This window comes from Pseudomonas sp. BBP2017 (genome assembly GCF_003024385.1).
Classification (GTDB): Bacteria; Pseudomonadota; Gammaproteobacteria; order Pseudomonadales; family Pseudomonadaceae; genus Aquipseudomonas.
Window position 1 is genome coordinate 1 of sequence record NZ_PVZN01000023.1, and the last position, 16,570, is coordinate 16,570.

13 protein-coding genes and 1 pseudogene are annotated in these 16,570 nt (G+C 61.5%); 6 read left to right on the forward strand and 8 right to left on the reverse strand.

The window, feature by feature from the left end; all coding sequences use genetic code 11:
* Window positions 1-157: 157 nt before the first annotated feature.
* Entirely contained in the window at window positions 158-1,003 is an 846-nt protein-coding gene (locus C6382_RS21715) for a hypothetical protein (protein WP_107026380.1), read from the forward strand.
* Between the two features lie 44 nt (window positions 1,004-1,047).
* Here the strand turns inward: C6382_RS21715 and C6382_RS24795 are convergent, their stop codons facing one another.
* The 8 genes and pseudogenes from C6382_RS24795 to gap form a co-directional block, all read right to left on the reverse strand.
* Entirely contained in the window at window positions 1,048-1,803 is a 756-nt protein-coding gene (locus tag C6382_RS24795; RefSeq protein ID WP_371919651.1) for a methyl-accepting chemotaxis protein, read from the reverse strand.
* Window positions 1,804-1,953: 150 nt separating this feature from the next.
* A pseudogene (locus tag C6382_RS24800) lies at window positions 1,954-3,186 on the reverse strand (cache domain-containing protein); the annotation flags it as partial.
* A 98-nt stretch (window positions 3,187-3,284) separates the two neighbouring features.
* Window positions 3,285-3,710, reverse strand: coding sequence for a YbaN family protein (locus C6382_RS21725; RefSeq protein ID WP_107026382.1), 426 nt, complete (start codon window positions 3,708-3,710; stop codon window positions 3,285-3,287).
* A gap of 59 nt (window positions 3,711-3,769) precedes the next feature.
* Window positions 3,770-4,384, reverse strand: a complete 615-nt coding sequence (locus C6382_RS21730) for a biliverdin-producing heme oxygenase (RefSeq protein ID WP_107026383.1) — start codon at window positions 4,382-4,384, stop codon at window positions 3,770-3,772.
* Between the two features lie 136 nt (window positions 4,385-4,520).
* Window positions 4,521-7,115, reverse strand: a complete 2,595-nt coding sequence (locus tag C6382_RS21735; protein ID WP_107026384.1) for a TonB-dependent receptor — start codon at window positions 7,113-7,115, stop codon at window positions 4,521-4,523.
* Between the two features lie 119 nt (window positions 7,116-7,234).
* The gene (locus tag C6382_RS21740) at window positions 7,235-8,197 is read right to left on the reverse strand and encodes a FecR domain-containing protein (protein WP_107026385.1); all 963 of its coding nucleotides are present in this window, start codon (window positions 8,195-8,197) and stop codon (window positions 7,235-7,237) included.
* Window positions 8,198-8,264: 67 nt separating this feature from the next.
* Window positions 8,265-8,783: an RNA polymerase sigma factor gene (locus tag C6382_RS21745; RefSeq protein WP_107026386.1), complete on the reverse strand. Its 519-nt coding sequence runs from the start codon at window positions 8,781-8,783 to the stop codon at window positions 8,265-8,267.
* A gap of 106 nt (window positions 8,784-8,889) precedes the next feature.
* A complete protein-coding gene (gene gap, locus C6382_RS21750) occupies window positions 8,890-9,891 on the reverse strand; it encodes a type I glyceraldehyde-3-phosphate dehydrogenase (RefSeq protein ID WP_107026387.1) in 1,002 nt (333 codons plus the stop codon).
* Window positions 9,892-10,159: 268 nt separating this feature from the next.
* Here gap and edd point away from each other — a divergent pair, with 268 nt between their 5' ends.
* From edd to C6382_RS21775, 5 genes are all read left to right on the forward strand, one after another.
* Window positions 10,160-11,986: a phosphogluconate dehydratase gene (gene edd / locus C6382_RS21755; protein ID WP_107026388.1), complete on the forward strand. Its 1,827-nt coding sequence runs from the start codon at window positions 10,160-10,162 to the stop codon at window positions 11,984-11,986.
* Window positions 11,983-12,936 carry a glucokinase gene (locus C6382_RS21760; protein ID WP_107026389.1) on the forward strand — a complete coding sequence of 318 codons (954 nt, stop codon included), beginning with the start codon at window positions 11,983-11,985 and terminating at the stop codon, window positions 12,934-12,936. The genes edd and C6382_RS21760 overlap by 4 nt, the downstream gene beginning before the upstream one ends.
* Window positions 12,937-13,680 (forward strand): response regulator, encoded by a 744-nt coding sequence (locus tag C6382_RS21765; RefSeq protein ID WP_178082820.1) that lies wholly within the window; start codon window positions 12,937-12,939, stop codon window positions 13,678-13,680.
* 43 nt (window positions 13,681-13,723) lie between these two features.
* Window positions 13,724-15,118, forward strand: coding sequence for a HAMP domain-containing sensor histidine kinase (locus C6382_RS21770; protein ID WP_107026425.1), 1,395 nt, complete (start codon window positions 13,724-13,726; stop codon window positions 15,116-15,118).
* Between the two features lie 144 nt (window positions 15,119-15,262).
* The gene (locus C6382_RS21775; RefSeq protein WP_107026391.1) at window positions 15,263-16,525 is read left to right on the forward strand and encodes an ABC transporter substrate-binding protein; all 1,263 of its coding nucleotides are present in this window, start codon (window positions 15,263-15,265) and stop codon (window positions 16,523-16,525) included.
* Window positions 16,526-16,570 lie beyond the last annotated feature (45 nt).

A 16,570-nucleotide genomic window follows, 5' to 3' on the forward strand; every position in this document is an offset into this window, starting at 1 on the left:
CTCTAGCGGCTTGTTGAGCTTATAACAGGGCGCTGTTTATCACGGCTACCTAGCATTTTTGCCAGTTGTGTGGGGGGGGGCAAACGCCTAACGTCGGGATTCAGGCGGTCACCATTGCTCGGTGTCCATCGATAAGCGATGTTTTGCGAGAACATTCATGACCAGCACTAATCTTAAGGTAAGCACCGTCGCGCCCTCCGGTAGTGTCACCGCAACATTGGTCCCGCCCGGCGCAGTGTCTGAAAAATTCAGTGGTACCTACTTCGATGCGTACAGGTATCAAAACGAGCTTCACCTTTGGGCGGAGCAAGGTGATGTGAGCGGCGGCAAGTACGACGCGATCCTCCTATTAATCCCCTTTGACACCGCTGATGGGGCAGAGCACGAAATCTTGCCAGGAGAACCAGGGGAGACAGGCAAGATCCGAGCTGTTTTTTTTACCCCGGGTTCAGCCGCTTGGGCTGTGAAGGGGGGGAAGTTGCTCAACTTCAAGTGGGGTCAAGACCAGCAGTCCGTGGCGTTTGAGTTCCATTTCGACGTTGAAGTCGAGGGAAAGGTGCGCTCCATCGAGAATGGGGTGTTGGAATTACGCTATGACGTGCCAAGACACACTAAGGGCATCAAGGCTGAAACAGGTTCAGTGTCGGCCACCATTGCACCACCTGTTTTTCCGGGGCATGAACAATTTCAATCATCCGAAATCTTATTTGAAAAAGACTCCACAGGCGGTTACTACCGGCTGACTGCTAGGCATATCTTCGATGGCTCGGTGCCGGAGGTGCACCAGGGAATTATGCTGCGTATATCCACTGAAAACCCCAAACCCGGAGTCTTCGCGTTTTTCATCAGAAACCATGGTATTTACCTAACAACTGGCTACCAGCTGGAGAACGTCGAGTGGGACAAGGAGGGGCAGACTTTCAAGGCTGACTTCAGCTTCGATGTCGACCTCTCGCCCGGTATGCATGCTCTGCGTGACGGCAAGATCGACATCGGTTACTGATCGACTACCTTGAGCTAGCAAGCCGCAAGGAGTAAGCAACCAGCTCAAACCCTGAACTGATCCATCAATGCCATCTGCTGCGATGACAAGGTGTTTAGCTGGCTGCTTACCTGCGCCGATTCGGCCGCCTGGCCGGTCAGTGTCTCAGTCACGCCTCGGATCGCCGAGACATTGCGATTGACCTCTTCGGCTACCGCACTTTGCTGTTCGGCAGCACTGGCGATCTGCAGGTTCATGTCGCTGATGACCGTCACCGCCTCGCTGATCCGGTCCAGCGCTTCGACAGCCTGGTGGATCTGCCCGGCGTTCTCCTGGGCCTTGCCATGGCTCGAATGCATGGTCGCCACTACCTCGCGGGTGTTGCTCTGGATACGCTCGATCACCTGACGAATTTCTTCGACCGAATCCTGGGTGCGACGCGCCAGATTGCGTACCTCGTCGGCAACCACGGCAAAGCCACGCCCGCTCTCACCGGCGCGGGCGGCTTCGATCGCTGCGTTGAGGGCCAGCAGGTTGGTCTGTTCGGCGATGCTGCGGATCACCTCCAGCACCGAACCGATCTTTTCGCTGTTCTGTGCCAGCACTTCGACTTCGCTCACTGCTTTGCTCACCTCATCGGCCAGCAGGGTGATGTCGCGGGTGCTGCGTTCGATGATCGCCATCCCGTCCTTGGCCGAGCGGTCGGCGCCGCGAGCGGCATCGGCAGCGCTCGCGGCACTGTTGGCGACGTCGTGGGCGGTGGCGCTCATTTCATTGGAGGCGGTGGCGACCTGATCGATCTCGCGAAACTGTACCTGCATGCCCTCGCTGGTGCGCTGGGCAATGGCCGAGGACTGGTCCGCAGTGCTGCGGGCCTGGGTGATGCTTTGCTTGATCTGGGCGATGGTCGGCTGCAGTTTGTCGAGGAAGCGGTTAAAGCCCGAGGTCAGGCGGCCCAGTTCATCCTGGCGGGCGTAGCGCAGGCGCTGGGTCAGATCGCCGTCACCGCCGGCAATGTCTTCGAGCATGCTGGCCACGGTATTGAGCGGACGGGTCACGCCGGTTGCGGTCAGCCACATCAACAGCAGGCCGCCAAGACCGGCCAGAGTGGCAAACAGCAGCACCTTGAGGGTGCCGCTGGTGCGGGCTTGCTCAAGGGTGTTTTGCAGGCTGATGGCATCTGCCAGCAGCACCTGCCTGGGCAAGTCGATGACAATGCCCCAGGCTTTGCTGTCGGCAGTCGGTTGCACGGGGGTGAGGGCGCGGATGGTTTCGCCCTGCTCAAGGAGCAGCGGCTGGTTGGCGGCGAGTTTCTGCACGGCCTGCTGGCCTTCCTGGCCAAGGGTCTGGCCAATGTTTTTGCCGACCTTGGCGGCATCGTCGCTGTTGGCCGCCAGCAGTCCGCTAGGCGCGACGATCATCAAATGCCCGGCGCCATTGAACAGTTCCTGCTGGGCCTTGGCAGCAGCGGCCTGGAGTGCGTCGAGGGAAATGTCCACGCCGGCTACAGCGATCACCTTGCCGTTTTGCAGCAGTGGCACGGTGATGCTGGTCATCAGCATCTGCTTGCCGCCGACGGTGTCGGAGTAAGGTTCAAGCAGGCAAGGGCGGGCGCTGTTGCGTGAGCAGGTGTACCAGACATTGTAGGGCGTGCCGCTGAGGTTGATGTCGGTCTTGTTCAGGTCGGCATCACTGATCACAGTGTTCAGCGACTCGCCTTGCGCCCGGCTCCAGTAGCTGGCGAAACGACCGCTTTCATTACTCATGTGCTTGGCATCGTTGGCGAACGTGCTGTCGTCAGCGTCCATGGCCTGGGGTTCGAACGCCAGCCAGATACCGAGCACTTGCGGATTACGTTTGAAGCTGGTGGCCAGGCTCTGGTTGATCGCTTCGCGTAGTTCGCCTGCGCTCAGGCCACGCTCGCGCGCCAGCTTTTGTACGTCCTGGACCTGATCGGCGAGGGCGATGATGACGGTCTGGCTGTCGCTGAAGGTACGCCGCAGCATTTCGGCTTTTTCCCCGGCGCGGGCCTGAAGCAGCGCCTGGACGTTGCGGGTAAGCATGGTGGTGCTGGCTTCGCCGACCAGTTCATCGCTCTGGTGTGATTGATAAAGGTTGATACCGACGACCAGCGCGACCACGCCGAGCAGGCAAAGGCCGGAGAGCAGTACGATTTTCAGGCGGATGGAGAGCGTGTCGAACATGGACGTACTCGCTAAAGACAGGCCAGAAGGGGACCGAACCGGGCACGATTCGATTCGCTACATCCATTTAGCGATATCAGGGCATCGGCTTTATAGCGTCAACCATGAGTGCCTGCCGATGAGCGGTCGTCAAGGCTCAAGGGCGCGGCTTCTGGCCGTGACCAGATCCACAGGTTGCCCAAAGCCATGCCGCCGATGGCGAGAAATACCGGCCAACGGTGCTCAAGGAACACCAGCATCAGGCTGGCGCACACCAGCATGCTCACGGTGGCGCTGAGTTTGGCGCAACGCTGGATGACTTTGCCATTACGCCAGTTGTGCAGGATTGGGCCGAACAGGCGATGGTTTTCCAGCCAGGCGCTCAGGCGCGGTGAACTGCGGGTCGCGGCCCAGGCGGCGAGGAGAATGAACTCGGTGGTGGGCAAGCCGGGCACGACGATTGCGACCAGGCCGATGGCCAGGCTGACGTAGGCCAAGAGGCCAAACAGCAGGCGTGAGAATTTGGAGGCAGCGGGACGAGTCATGGGGGCGTCGGTTGCACGGGTTAGGCCCGGTTGCCACGAGGGTAACCGGGGACGGCGCATCAGGTCAGTTCGGCTTTAGGCGCAGTCGCGTAAGCGTGTTTGAGCAGTTCGGTGAAGCGCTCGAACGCCGCCACGGCGCCTTGTTCAGCCTTGGCCTCTTCCTCGGGGCTGAGCTCCAGGCTGTCGAGGATGCGGGTGAACTGCTTCCAGCCTTCGGCACGGCCACCGGCCGGTTCGCCCAGGTGGCGGGCACCGAAGCTGTCGGACAGGCCAAGGACCACGGCACGCTTGATCAGGAACGCCGCACCGAGTTTGGAGCCTTCGGAAACGAATATCCAGCCCATGGCCTCACCCAGGCTCGGGTTGTGCACGGCACCGGCGAAGTCGGCGGGAATCTCGGTATTGAGGTCAGCCAGGTCGAGGCCGGCCTGTTCGGCACGGCAACGTTCGGCCAGGTCTGGGACGATGGCGATCAGCTCGGGGTTGGTGTACAGCGCCTTGAGTTCGTTCTGGAACAGGTACTGGGCGACGACGAAGCGGGCGAAGCTTTCGTGGGTTTCGAACGGCGCGTGGGATTTGACCAGGGCGTCCAGCACGGTGTGCGGGGCATGGGTCAGCTGGTTCAGGCGTTGCGAACGCAGGCTGGCGCGTTCGCTGGTGATTGCGGCGGTCATGGTGATTCCTTGCGAAATGGGCGTGTCTAGTGACTAGACGAACAAGGTGACGTGCGACAGTAAAAAAATCTCACCCCATCGCGGGGCAAGCCCGCTCCCACAGGTTTCGTGGGAGCGGGCTTGCCCCGCGATGCCTTTAAATGTCCCAGATCAGATTGATGGCGAAATTGCGCCCCGGCATGGTCAGGCGGTCGAGGTTGGCGGGTGAGGTGACAGCCGCTTCACCGAGGCCGTCGTAGCCGCGCACGTCATCCCATTGCCAGTATTTCTTGTCGGTGAGGTTGTACAGGCCGGCGTTGACCGTGATGTCGTCGGTGACCTTGTAGTAACCCGTCAAGTCGAGCACCCCGTAACCCGGCGTGCGGAATTGTTTGCTGGTGCCGTCGGGCGCGAAGAAGGTGGTGTAGTCGACCCGATCCTTGCGCTTGACCAGGGTCCAGCTCAGCAGACCGCCGTATTGTTCCTGCTCATAGCCCAGGCCCATCACTGCAGTCAGCGGGTTGACACTGTTGAGCGGCTGACCGGTGTCCTCGTTACGGCCGTAGGCATAGGCCAGCGAGCCCTGGCTGTAGAGGCCATGTGGCGCGCCAAAGGCATCCAGGTTCAGGCGGCCTTTGAACTCGGCGCCCTTGATGATGGCATGTTTAATGTTGTTGGCCTCGAAGGTCTGGCCCAGGTTGCTGCCTTGCACGGCATCTTCGTTGATGAAGTCACGGTACTTGTTGTAGAACACCGCCACATCGAAGTTACCGGCGCCGAAGTTGCCGCGCAGGCCGGTCTCGTAGCTTTTGCTGGTTTCCGGTTCCAGGTTGGAGTTGCCGCGTACGCTGTAGCCCAGGCCCGGGTTTTCAAAGCGGCCATAGAGTGCCTTGGCGGTTGGCGTACGGAAGCCTTCGGCGTATTGGCCGTACCAGGTGTAGTTGGCGTTGAACGCATAGGTCACACCGAACTTGGGCGATACCTGGTGCCACTTCTTCTGGCTATCGTCAACCGGGTCGGTGCTCGATGCCTCGACCCCGCGCAGGTACTCGTCGGTCATGTGTGGCTTGAGCTGCGTGTAGTCGTAGCGAACACCCGGCAGGAAGGTCCACTGGTTCCAGCGGATCTCGTCCTGGGCGAACAGGCTGTAGGTGTTGACCGTCGGGTCCGGGAAGTCGCTGACGAGTACCTGGCCATCACGCGGGCTGTCGGCGCCGATGGCTCTGCAGGTGCCGCCGACGTTCAGGCAAGTACCGGTGCCGCTGCGCGAACCGGTGACTTTCTGATGCTTGAGGGTGGTGCCATAGGTCAGTAGGTGTTCGCTCTCACCGATGCTGAAGGTTTTGTCCAGCTGGGCATCGAAGATCCACTGGCGATCCTTGTAAGTGGTCTGGCGATCACGCAAGACCTGGCGCCCCCCGGCAACATAGCGTTCTTCGGTGCGCTGGTCAGTCTTGCCGATCTGATAGTTCAGGCTCCATTTCATGTTGTCGGCAAGCAGGCTGCCCAAGGCGAACTCATGGTTGATGCCGAAGCGCTCGCGGGTCACGGTGTCATTGCCGGTACGGTCGCGGTAGGCGTTCATGGCGCCGAAGCCAGGGATGAAAGGCCCGCCCACGGAGCTCTTCTGATCCAGGTCGCGGTCGTCCTTGTAGTGTTCGTAGGTCAAGGCCAGGCGCGCCTCGTCGGCATAGTTCCAGCCGGCTTTGGCGAGGATATTGGTGGTGCGCACGTCTTCAGGGTTCGCCTCGGTCCGCTCAAGGCCAGTGCCGCCGTGGCTGCCGTAGGACTCGGTCTCATGGCCATTGCGTTGGCTCAGATGCAAAAGACCGTCGAAGTCGCCCTGACGTCCGGCGACGGTGGCCGAGTTCAGCCAGCTCTCATCTGCTGAGCTGTAACCGGTCTTCAGGCGGGCGCCGACGTCCTGGCCGGGCTTGATGATGTCGTCCGGGTCGAGGGTGAAGTAGCTGACCGCACCGCCGATGGCATTGCTGCCATACAGCACCGAAGCCGGGCCACGGAGGATTTCCACGCGCTTGACGATCTCTGGATCGACGTAATTGCGCTGGGTCTGGGCGTAGGGGCCGAAGAAGAAGCTGTCGGGAATCGACACGCCGTCGACCTGGGTCAGTACGCGCTCACCGTCGATGCCACGAATGTTGTAACCATTCAGGCCGCTGCGCTGGCCGGTGCCACTTACCGATATGCCAGGCTCGTAACGCACCAGCTCCTTGATGTTGTTGACGTTCTGGCGGTCGAGCTGCTCACGGGTCTGTACTGAGACCGTGCTCGGCACCTGGCTGATGTCCTGGGCGCTGCGGGTCGCACTGACAGTGATCTGCTGCAGGGCGATGGCGCTGGAGTTGCTGCGCTCGAGCACCACATTGCCAGCACTGAGCCTGCGGTACTTCAGGCCGGTGCCAGCGAGCAGGCGCTGCAAAGCGGCCTCCGGTTTCAGCGAGCCCTGCACGCCTGGCGAAGCGACGCCCTCTGCCAGCTCGGCCGACAGCCCGACCTGCCAGCCGGTTACGGCGGTAAACGCGTTGAGCGCCGAGACCAGCGGCTGCTGGCCAATTGCAAAGTGATAGTCACCCATGCGCGGGGCGCTGGCCTGGGCTGGCTCGGCGGCCAGTGCCGGCAGGCTGCAGGCGCCGCTGGCGAGCATGGCCAGGGTCAACAGGGAGAGCGTGCAGCGCTGTAGGCCTGGTGTACGTGGGGTGTCTGAAGACCGACGAGTGAAACCGGTTGGCATCGAAAGCGCTCCCTGTCGCGCGAATGTTATAGGTGCTGGCTGATTCAAAAATAAGAATCAGTTGCATTGGCTATAACGAGACGTATCGCCGCAGGGGATCGCGTAAAAAAACTTTCCAGTCAGTTAAGAATGACCATTGCAGGGAGCTCGAGCAACTGCGCCGAAGTAATGTGGGCCAGGGCTCGCAAGGTTTCCACGGGTTGGTCGAGGCGGTAGTTGCCGGTGACCGCGACCTGCTCCAGGCGCTCGTTGCCGGCGATGATCAGGCCCGGGTAGTAGCGGCGCAGCTCGGCCAGTACCTGGCTCAGCGGGCAATTCTCGAAGATCAGGCGGCCCTGGACCCAGGCCAGGTCTTTCTGCGGGTCGACGCGCTCGCGATGACCGAAGCCATTGGGGCCGATCCGAATGCTGTCGCCACTGGACAGACGAATGCGCTGGTCGCTGCTGGCCTGCAGGTCGACATCGCCGCGTTGCACCCGCACCTGGGCTTCGCCGTCGAGGTAGCGCACGGCAAAATCGCTGTCGCGCACACTGGCGCGCAGCGGGCCTGCCTGCAACTCCAGCGGCTGGTTACGGCCGGCGGGCACCTCGAAGAACACTTCGCCCTGATAGAGGCGGGCGACGCGCTGGCGGGCATCGATGTCACTGGAAAATGCAGTGTTGGTGTTGAGCAGAACCTTGGAGCCGTCCTCAAGCTGCAGGCGCTGGCGCTCACCGACCACGGTCAGGTGATCGGCCTGCAGACGCATCGGCAGATTACCGATGGTAAACACCCCGATCAGCAGTACCGCAGCTACGGTCAGGGGCTTCCAGTGCGGGCGCAGGCGCGCCAGGCGCGAAGGGCGGTAAGCCTGGGCGATCTGGCTGGCGGCCTGGCGCACGGTGTCGCCTTGCCACAGGGCCTCGGCTTCGACATAGGCTTGGGCATTGGCTGGATTTGCTTCCAGCCAGGCTTCGAAGGCGCGGGTGTCTTCGGCGCTGGCGCATTGCAGGCGGATCAGCCAGTCCAGCGCCTGGTCCATGGCACTGTTGCAGGCAGCCGGGTCTGGCGGCGAAGGGCGGTCAGGGGCGCTTTCGGTCACGGCAAATCCTGGGGGGCTTGTAATTGCGCTAATGATCAAGCGTAACGGCGCAGGTGGCAAGCCAGGCTCAGTCGCGGTTCAGGCGACTGGCAACACCAACACAAATGGCCATGATCAGTTTCAGTTCCTTCTGAACCGTGCTGGCCGAGACGTTGAGCTGCTCGGCGATTTCCGGGTAACTGGCGCCGTGCAGGCGGCTGAGGATGAAAATCCGTTGTTGTCGCGAGGTCAACTGCCCCAGGCTGACGCTCAGGCGCTTGAGCAGCTGTTCGGCATGAGCTGCGTCTTCGGCGCTGCTGCCGGGTGCGGCGACGTTGTGCAGAACCTGCTCGGGCACATCATCCACCAGGTTGCGTGATTGCGCCCGGCGTGCGCGCAAATGGTCCAGGGCCAGGTTGCGGGCGGTCTGGAACACGAAGGGCTCAAGGTGCTCGATCGGCCGCTCCCCCAGTGCCCGGGTAACACGCAGGTAGGTCTCCTGCAGCAGGTCTTCGGCGGTGCTGGGATTGTCGACCATGCGCTGCAACGTCCGCAGCAGGCTGACCCGCTGAGCGAGGAATACAGTGTTGAACTGGGACTGACTCACAGCGATACCTGACCAATGCGAAGTTAATGATAATGCTTATCATCATCGTATTGGTCAAGTATTGGTTGCTGGAACCAAATTTGTGTGAGCGGGCTTATTATTGCTCCTACACCGCGTGGCACAACGCCAGGCAGTTATCCAGCATACGGTTGGAAAATCCCCACTCATTGTCATACCAGGCCAGCACTTTGAGCATTCGTCCGTTGGTGCGGGTATGGTTGGCATCGAAGATCGATGACAAAGGGTTGTGGTTGAAGTCGCACGACACCAGCGGCAGGCTGTTATAACCGAGGACCTTGGAGTGACGGCTGGCGTCCTTGAACAGGTTGTTGACCTCTTCGACGCTGGCATCGCGCATGAGGTTGACGGTCAGGTCGACCAGCGACACGTTGATCACCGGCACGCGCACCGCCATGCCGGTGAGTTTGCCCGCCAGCTCCGGCAGCACCAGGCCCACGGCTTCGGCTGCACCGGTCTTGCTCGGGATCATCGACTGGGTCGCCGAGCGGGCGCGGAACGGGTCGCTGTGGTGAATGTCGGTGAGGCTCTGGTCGTTGGTGTAAGCGTGGATGGTGGTCATCAAGCCCTGCTCGATACCCAGCTCGCGGTGCAGCACCTGGGCAATTGGCGCCAGGCAGTTGGTGGTGCATGAAGCGCTGGAGATGATCTGGTGCGAAGGACGCAGGATGTCGTGGTTGACCCCGTAAACAATCGTCGCGTCGGCGCCCTTGGCCGGTGCCGAGATAATGACTTTGCGCGCCCCGGCAGTAAGATGGGCGGCAGCCTTGGCGCGGTCGGTGAAGTGGCCGGTGCATTCGAACACCACATCGACGGCTTCGGCTTTCCACGGCAGCTCGGCCGGATTGCGAATGGCACTGACGGCAATGCGGTCGCCATTGACGGTCAGGCTTTCGTGGTCGGACTCGACATCGGCCGCAAAGATGCCATGAACACTGTCGTACTTGAGCAGATGCGCATTGATTGCGCTGTCGCCCAGGTCGTTGATTGCGACGACCTGCAGGTCTTGACGGTAGCCTTGGGTATAGAGTGCGCGAAGGACGTTGCGGCCAATGCGGCCAAAGCCATTGATTGCGATACGAAGGGTCATAGAGCTACCTCTGGCAGACCGGGTGAAGCCCGTGGTAAATGAGGAACTGCTTCACTGAATCTGATTTTGTTATTGGAATTACAAGATTATTCGTAAAAAAATAGAAAACAAGCCTTTTTGCTGGCAGTATTTTGTTCAATCTACAACGAGCGACCGGCCAAGCCGTTCCTTTCGCAACAGCTGCCCCTGTCTTTGAGCCTAGGTGGCGATTGTTGATAAGGGAAACCGCCGCAGAGCTCGCAATCACCGATAGCCTGGAGTCCAGTACATGCATCCGCGCATTCTTGAGGTCACCCAACGGCTGATCGACCGCAGCCGTGCCACCCGTGAACGCTACCTGCAATTGATTCGCGGGGCCGCCAGTGACGGGCCGATGCGGGCCAAACTGCAATGCGCCAACTTCGCCCACGGAGTGGCCGGATGCGGCACCCAGGACAAGAACAGTCTGCGCATGATGAACGCGGCTAACGTCGCTATCGTTTCCGCTTACAACGACATGCTCTCGGCTCATCAGCCTTACCAGTACTACCCTGAACAGATCAAACAGGCCCTGCGCGATATCGGCTCGGTTGGTCAGTTCGCTGGCGGCGTGCCGGCCATGTGCGATGGCGTTACTCAGGGTGAGCCAGGTATGGAGCTGGGTATTGCCAGCCGCGAAGTGATCGCTATGTCCACGGCCATTGCCCTGTCGCACAACATGTTCGACGCCGCACTGATGCTGGGTATCTGTGACAAGATCGTGCCGGGGCTGTTGATGGGCGCGCTGCGCTTTGGCCACTTGCCGACCATTTTCGTCCCCGGCGGGCCGATGCCTTCAGGCATTTCCAACAAGGAAAAAGCCGACGTGCGCCAGCGCTATGCCGAGGGCAAGGCCAGCCGCGAAGAGCTGCTGGAATCGGAAATGAAGTCCTACCACAGCCCCGGCACCTGCACTTTTTACGGCACTGCCAACACCAACCAGTTGCTGATGGAAGTAATGGGCCTGCACCTGCCGGGTGCGTCGTTCGTCAATCCTTACACGCCGCTGCGCGATGCACTCACGGTCGAGGCCGCACAACAGGTCACGCGGATGACCAAGGCCAGCGGCGACTTCATGCCCTTGGGCGAGATCGTCGACGAAAAGTCCCTGGTCAACTCCATCGTTGCCCTGCACGCCACCGGCGGCTCGACCAACCATACCCTGCACATGCCGGCAATTGCCCAGGCGGCGGGTATCCAGTTGACCTGGCAAGACATGGCCGAGCTGTCTGAGGTGGTGCCGACGCTGTCCCACGTCTACCCGAACGGCAAAGCCGACATCAACCATTTCCAGGCAGCCGGTGGCATGGCTTTCCTGATTCGCGAGCTACTCGATGCCGGGCTGCTGCATGAGGACGTCAACACGGTGGCCGGTCACGGTCTGCGTCGGTATACCCAGGAGCCGTTCCTGCAGGATGGCAAGCTGGTCTGGCGCGAGGGGCCGCAAGCGAGCCTGGACGAAGTGATCCTGCGTCCGGTGGCGCGGCCGTTCTCCCCGGAAGGCGGGCTGCGGGTGATGGAAGGCAACCTTGGCCGCGGGGTCATGAAGGTCTCTGCTGTCGCTCCTGAGCATCAGGTGGTCGAAGCCCCGGCGCGGGTGTTCCATGACCAGCAAGCACTGGCCGATGCTTTCCAGGCCGGCGAGCTGGAGCGCGATTTTGTTGCGGTGATGCGCTTCCAGGGGCCGCGTTGCAACGGCATGCCGGAGCTGCACAAGATGACGCCTTTCCTTGGTGTGCTGCAGGACCGTGGCTTCAAGGTGGCATTGGTGACTGACGGGCGCATGTCCGGTGCTTCGGGGAAAATTCCGGCGGCCATTCATGTCTGTCCGGAAGCCTTTGACGGCGGCCCGCTGGCGCGCGTGCGCGATGGTGATATCGTGCGGGTCGACGGCGTTGCCGGCACCCTGACGGTGAAACTCGATGCTGCGGAAATGGCCGACCGGGAAATTCCGCCAGCCCCGACCGGCAACGATCTGGGTTGCGGGCGGGAACTGTTCGGCTTCCTGCGCATGGCCCTGAGCCCGGCAGAGCAGGGCGCCAGCGCCTTCACCTCAGCCTTGGAAGCGCTCAAATGAAGCGCGCCCTGGTCGGTGATATCGGTGGCACCAATGCCCGCTTTGCCCTCTGGGAAAACAACCGGATGCACTCGGTGCAGGTGTTCGCCACCGCCGATTACACCAGTCCCGAGCAGGCCATCGGCGCTTATCTGTTGGCACAAGGGCTGGCCAAGGGCGACCTCGGCGCGGTCTGCCTGGCGGTGGCCGGGCCGGTCAGCGGCGATGAGTTTCGCTTTACCAACAATCACTGGCTGCTCAGTCGTCAGGCCTTCTGCAAGACCCTTCAGATTGAGCAGCTGTTGCTGATCAATGACTTTACCGCTATGGCGCTGGGCATGACTCGCCTGCAGCCTGACGAGCGCCGCACGGTCTGCGCAGGCGAAGCTGAAGCAGGGCGTCCGGCAGTGGTGATCGGCCCTGGAACCGGCTTGGGTGTGGGCACTTTGCTCGGCCTGGAGGATGGCCGCTGGATAGCATTGCCGGGTGAAGGTGGGCATGTCGACCTGCCGGTGGGCAACACCCGCGAGGCGCAGATCCGTGAACAGATCGCCAGCGAGACTGGTCATGTCAGTGCCGAAACGGTGCTCAGCGGCGGCGGCTTGTTGCGTTTGTACCAAGCCATTTGCGCGCTGGACGGGCACCCGGCAACCTTGCAAAGCCCTGCGGCGATTACCGATGCAGCACTGGCCGGTGAGCCGCTGGCACTGGTGGTGATTGAGCAGTTTTGTCGCTTTCTTGGGCGGGTGGCCGGCAACAATGTGCTGACCTTGGGTGGGCGAGGTGGGGTATACATTGTCGGCGGCATCATTCCGCGCTTCGCCGAGCTGTTTTTGCGCAGTGGTTTTGCCGTCAGCTTTGCCGAGAAAGGCTGTATGAGTGGCTACTTCAAGAATGTCCCTGTGTGGCTGGTGACCGCCGAATTCTCCGGCTTGCTCGGGGCTGGAGTGGCCTTGCAGCAAGCCGGTTGATTGTCCCACCGAACAAGGAACAGTGCTGTGAGCAAGTCGATACTGCTGGTCGACGATGACCAGGAAATCCGCGAGCTGTTGCAAACCTACCTGAGTCGCGCCGGTTTCAGCGTCCAGGCGGTTGCCGACGGCCAAGGCTTTCGCCGGGCGCTGGACGACAGCGACTGCGACCTGGTGATCCTCGATGTGATGCTGCCCGATGAAGACGGCTTCAGTCTCTGCCGCTGGGTGCGTCAGCATCCACGCCTGGCCCAGGTGCCGATCATTATGCTCACGGCCAGTTCCGATGAAGCCGATCGGGTCATCGGCCTGGAACTGGGCGCCGATGATTATCTTGGCAAACCCTTCAGCCCACGCGAGTTGCAGGCGCGAATCAAAGCCCTGCTGCGCCGCGCCGGTTTTGGCCAGGAACGCACTGGTAGCGATGTATTGGCCTTCGATGACTGGCGCCTGGACACGGTCAGTCACCGCTTGTTTCACCGCGACGGTGAAGAGGTGATTCTGTCCGGTGCCGACTTCGCTTTGCTCAAGTTGTTCCTTGATCACCCGCAGCAAATCCTTGACCGCGACACCATCGGCAACGCTACTCGAGGGCGCGAACCCATGCCCCTGGACCGCATCGTCGATATGGCGGTCAGCCGCCTGCGCCAACGCCTGCGCGACACGCACAAGCCGCCACGGCTGATTCGTACCGTACGTGGCAGTGGTTACCTGCTGGCGGCCAGCGTTGCGCCTGCGCACTGAGGGGCGCTGGCGTCTGCCGCTGCCGCGCTCGTTGCTCGGGCGCATGCTGCTGTTGACTCTGCTGGTGGTGTTGCTGGCCCAGGGCTTGTCGAGCCTGATCTGGCTGTCGCAACTGCGCGCCAGCCAGCTCGAAGGACTGGTGGCCAGCGCCCGTAGCCTGGCGCATTCAATGAGTGCCAGCGTCAGCTATTTTCGCTCGCTGCCGGTGGCCTACCGGCCCATGGTGCTGGATCAGTTGCGCAACATGGGCGGCACACGCTTCGTGGTCTCGCTCAACGACAAACCCTTGGACATGCAGGTTCTGCCGATTACACCGCGCAAGCAGGCCGTGCTCAGCGCAGTGGACGAAGTGCTGCGCCAGCGCCTCGGCGCGCAAATGGATATCTCCCTGGAGTTCGTCAGCCCCCAGGACCTGCGGATCTTCAACAGCGGCCTGAAGCTCGACGAGCTACCGCGTTCCTGGGCGCATTACGCGCTGACCCTGGAACCGGTCAATCCACCGGTACTGGTGACCCAGATCCGCCTCGGCGAAGGCGAGTGGCTGTACATCGCCTCGCTGATGCCTGAGCCCTATACCAGCCTTGAAGACGAAGGTCTGCCGCGTCAGCAGTTGTGGTTCATCGGCCTGACCAGCTTCTTTCTGCTGCTGTTCATCGGCTTGCTGGTGCATTGGCAAAGTCGTCCGCTCAAGCGTCTGGCGCGGGCGGCGCGGGAGATGTCGCTGGGTGCTGATGTCGAGCCAGTGCTGGAGGGGGGCGGCAGTGAGGTGGTCGAAGTCGGCCGGGCGTTCAATGCCATGCGTGAGCGCATCAGTCGCTACCTGACCGAACGCAGCCAGTTGTTCAGTGCTATATCCCATGACCTGCGCACACCGATTACCCGTCTGCGCCTGCGCGTCGAGCTGCTTGAGGACGAGCAGCAACAGACCAAGTTCAGCCGCGATCTGGACGAGCTGGAGATGCTGGTCAAAGGCGCGCTGCAGTGCGTGAAAGACACGGATATCCACGAGAACATCGAACCGATCGACCTCAATCATGCCCTCGATTGCCTGGTCGAGCCGTATCTGGCCAGTGCCCGCGTTACCGTGCAGGGCAGGGCGCTTGCCCCGTACCCCGGCAAGCCGCTGGCGCTGCGCCGGTGCATGGGCAACCTGATCGACAATGCCTTGAAATACGGCGAGCGTGCGCACCTGCGCGTGTTCGACAGTGAGTCAGGGTTCGTCCTGCAAGTGGACGATGAGGGGCCGGGGGTGCCCGAGCAGCGTCTGGAACAAGTCTTCGAACCGCATTTCCGTCTGGCCGGGCAGCAGCAGGGCTATGGCCTGGGCCTGGGGATCGCGCGCAACATCGCCCACAGCCACGGCGGCGAAGTGAGCTTGCGTAACCTGCAGGGCGGCGGTTTGCGGGTGACCTTGAGCCTGCCTCGCAGCAGCGACTGACACGCTGGCCAAGCGAATGTCACCAGTTAGTGACATTTGCGCATCCCTTCGTTACCTCGGCCACGCCAGTGCCTGGTTAGACTCCGATGCAAGCGCAAGCACCACGACTTGCACCTGCATAACAACAAGAAAAGGTCACGCCCCATGAATGCGATCAATCGCCTCGCCGCTGTTATTTCACTCGCCTCCTTGTTGCCTTTGAGCGCCATGGCCGCCGATACCGGTACCGTCGAAGTCCTGCACTGGTGGACCTCCGGTGGCGAAGCCAAGGCCGTTGAAACCCTCAAGGCCCAGGTGCAAAAAGACGGATTCATCTGGAAAGACAACGCCGTGGCCGGTGGTGGCGGCGCCGCAGCGATGACCGTGCTCAAGACCCGCGCCATTTCCGGCAACCCGCCAGCCGCTGCGCAGATCAAGGGGCCGGACATTCAGGAGTGGGGCGCACTCGGTCTACTGACTGAGCTCGATGATGTCTCCAAAGCCAACAATTGGGACGGCCTGCTGCCGCAGAAAGTCGCCGAGATCATGAAGTACGACGGCCACTACGTGGCGGTGCCGGTGAACATCCACCGGGTCAACTGGCTGTGGATCAACCCGCAAGTGTTCGACAAGGCTGGCGCCAAAGTGCCGACCACCCTTGATGAGCTTTTCGTCGCTGCCGACAAGCTCAAGAGCGCAGGCTTCATCCCTCTGGCCCATGGCGGTCAGCCGTGGCAGGACAGCACGGTGTTTGAAGACCTGGCCTTGAGCATCCTTGGCCCCAAGGGTTATCACGCCGCCTTTGTCGAGCTGGATGAAAAGACCCTGACCGGCGTGCAGATGGTCGAGGTGTTCAGGGCCCTGCAACGTCTGGGCACCTACATGGACCCCAACCGCGCCGGGCGTGACTGGAACATCGCCGCTGCCGAGGTCATCAGCGGCAAGGCCGGCATGCAGATCATGGGCGACTGGGCCAAGAGCGAATGGACGGCAGCTGGCAAGGTCGCCGGCAAGGATTACCAGTGCGTGGCCTTCCCCGGCACCCAGGGCAGCTTCGCCTACAACATCGACTCGCTGGCGATGTTCAAGCTCAAGAACGACAACGACATCAAAGCCCAGAACGACCTGGCCAAGGTTGCCCTGGAGCCGCAGTTTCAGACGGTGTTCAACCAGAACAAAGGCTCGCTGCCGGTGCGTCAGGACATGGACATGAGCCAGTTCGACGCCTGTACGCAGAAGTCGGCGGTGGACTTCAAAGAAGCAGAAAAAGGCGATGGCCTGCAACCGAGCATGGCCCACAACATGGCGACGACCCTGGCGGTGCAGGGAGCGATCTTCGATGTGGTGACCAACTTCCTCAATGACCCGAAAGCGGATCCCGCGACGGCGGTCAAGCAGCTGAATTCGGCGATCAAGTCGGCTAAGTAACGGTTTGCTGGCCTTTTCGCGGGGCAAGCCCGCTCCCACAGCAGT

What these genes read in the sequence shown, in the direction of transcription:
- C6382_RS21715 (WP_107026380.1), top strand. Translation starts at nt 158, where the DNA reads ATGACCAGCACTAATCTTAAGGTAAGCACCGTCGCGCCCTCCGGTAGT.
- C6382_RS24795 (WP_371919651.1), bottom strand. Translation starts at nt 1,803, where the DNA reads ATGCAGGTACAGTTTCGCGAGATCGATCAGGTCGCCACCGCCTCCAAT.
- C6382_RS21725 (WP_107026382.1), bottom strand. Translation starts at nt 3,710, where the DNA reads ATGACTCGTCCCGCTGCCTCCAAATTCTCACGCCTGCTGTTTGGCCTC.
- C6382_RS21730 (WP_107026383.1), bottom strand. Translation starts at nt 4,384, where the DNA reads ATGACCGCCGCAATCACCAGCGAACGCGCCAGCCTGCGTTCGCAACGC.
- C6382_RS21735 (WP_107026384.1), bottom strand. Translation starts at nt 7,115, where the DNA reads ATGCCAACCGGTTTCACTCGTCGGTCTTCAGACACCCCACGTACACCA.
- gap (WP_107026387.1), bottom strand. Translation starts at nt 9,891, where the DNA reads ATGACCCTTCGTATCGCAATCAATGGCTTTGGCCGCATTGGCCGCAAC.
- edd (WP_107026388.1), top strand. Translation starts at nt 10,160, where the DNA reads ATGCATCCGCGCATTCTTGAGGTCACCCAACGGCTGATCGACCGCAGC.
- C6382_RS21760 (WP_107026389.1), top strand. Translation starts at nt 11,983, where the DNA reads ATGAAGCGCGCCCTGGTCGGTGATATCGGTGGCACCAATGCCCGCTTT.
- C6382_RS21770 (WP_107026425.1), top strand. Translation starts at nt 13,724, where the DNA reads ATGCTGCTGTTGACTCTGCTGGTGGTGTTGCTGGCCCAGGGCTTGTCG.
- C6382_RS21775 (WP_107026391.1), top strand. Translation starts at nt 15,263, where the DNA reads ATGAATGCGATCAATCGCCTCGCCGCTGTTATTTCACTCGCCTCCTTG.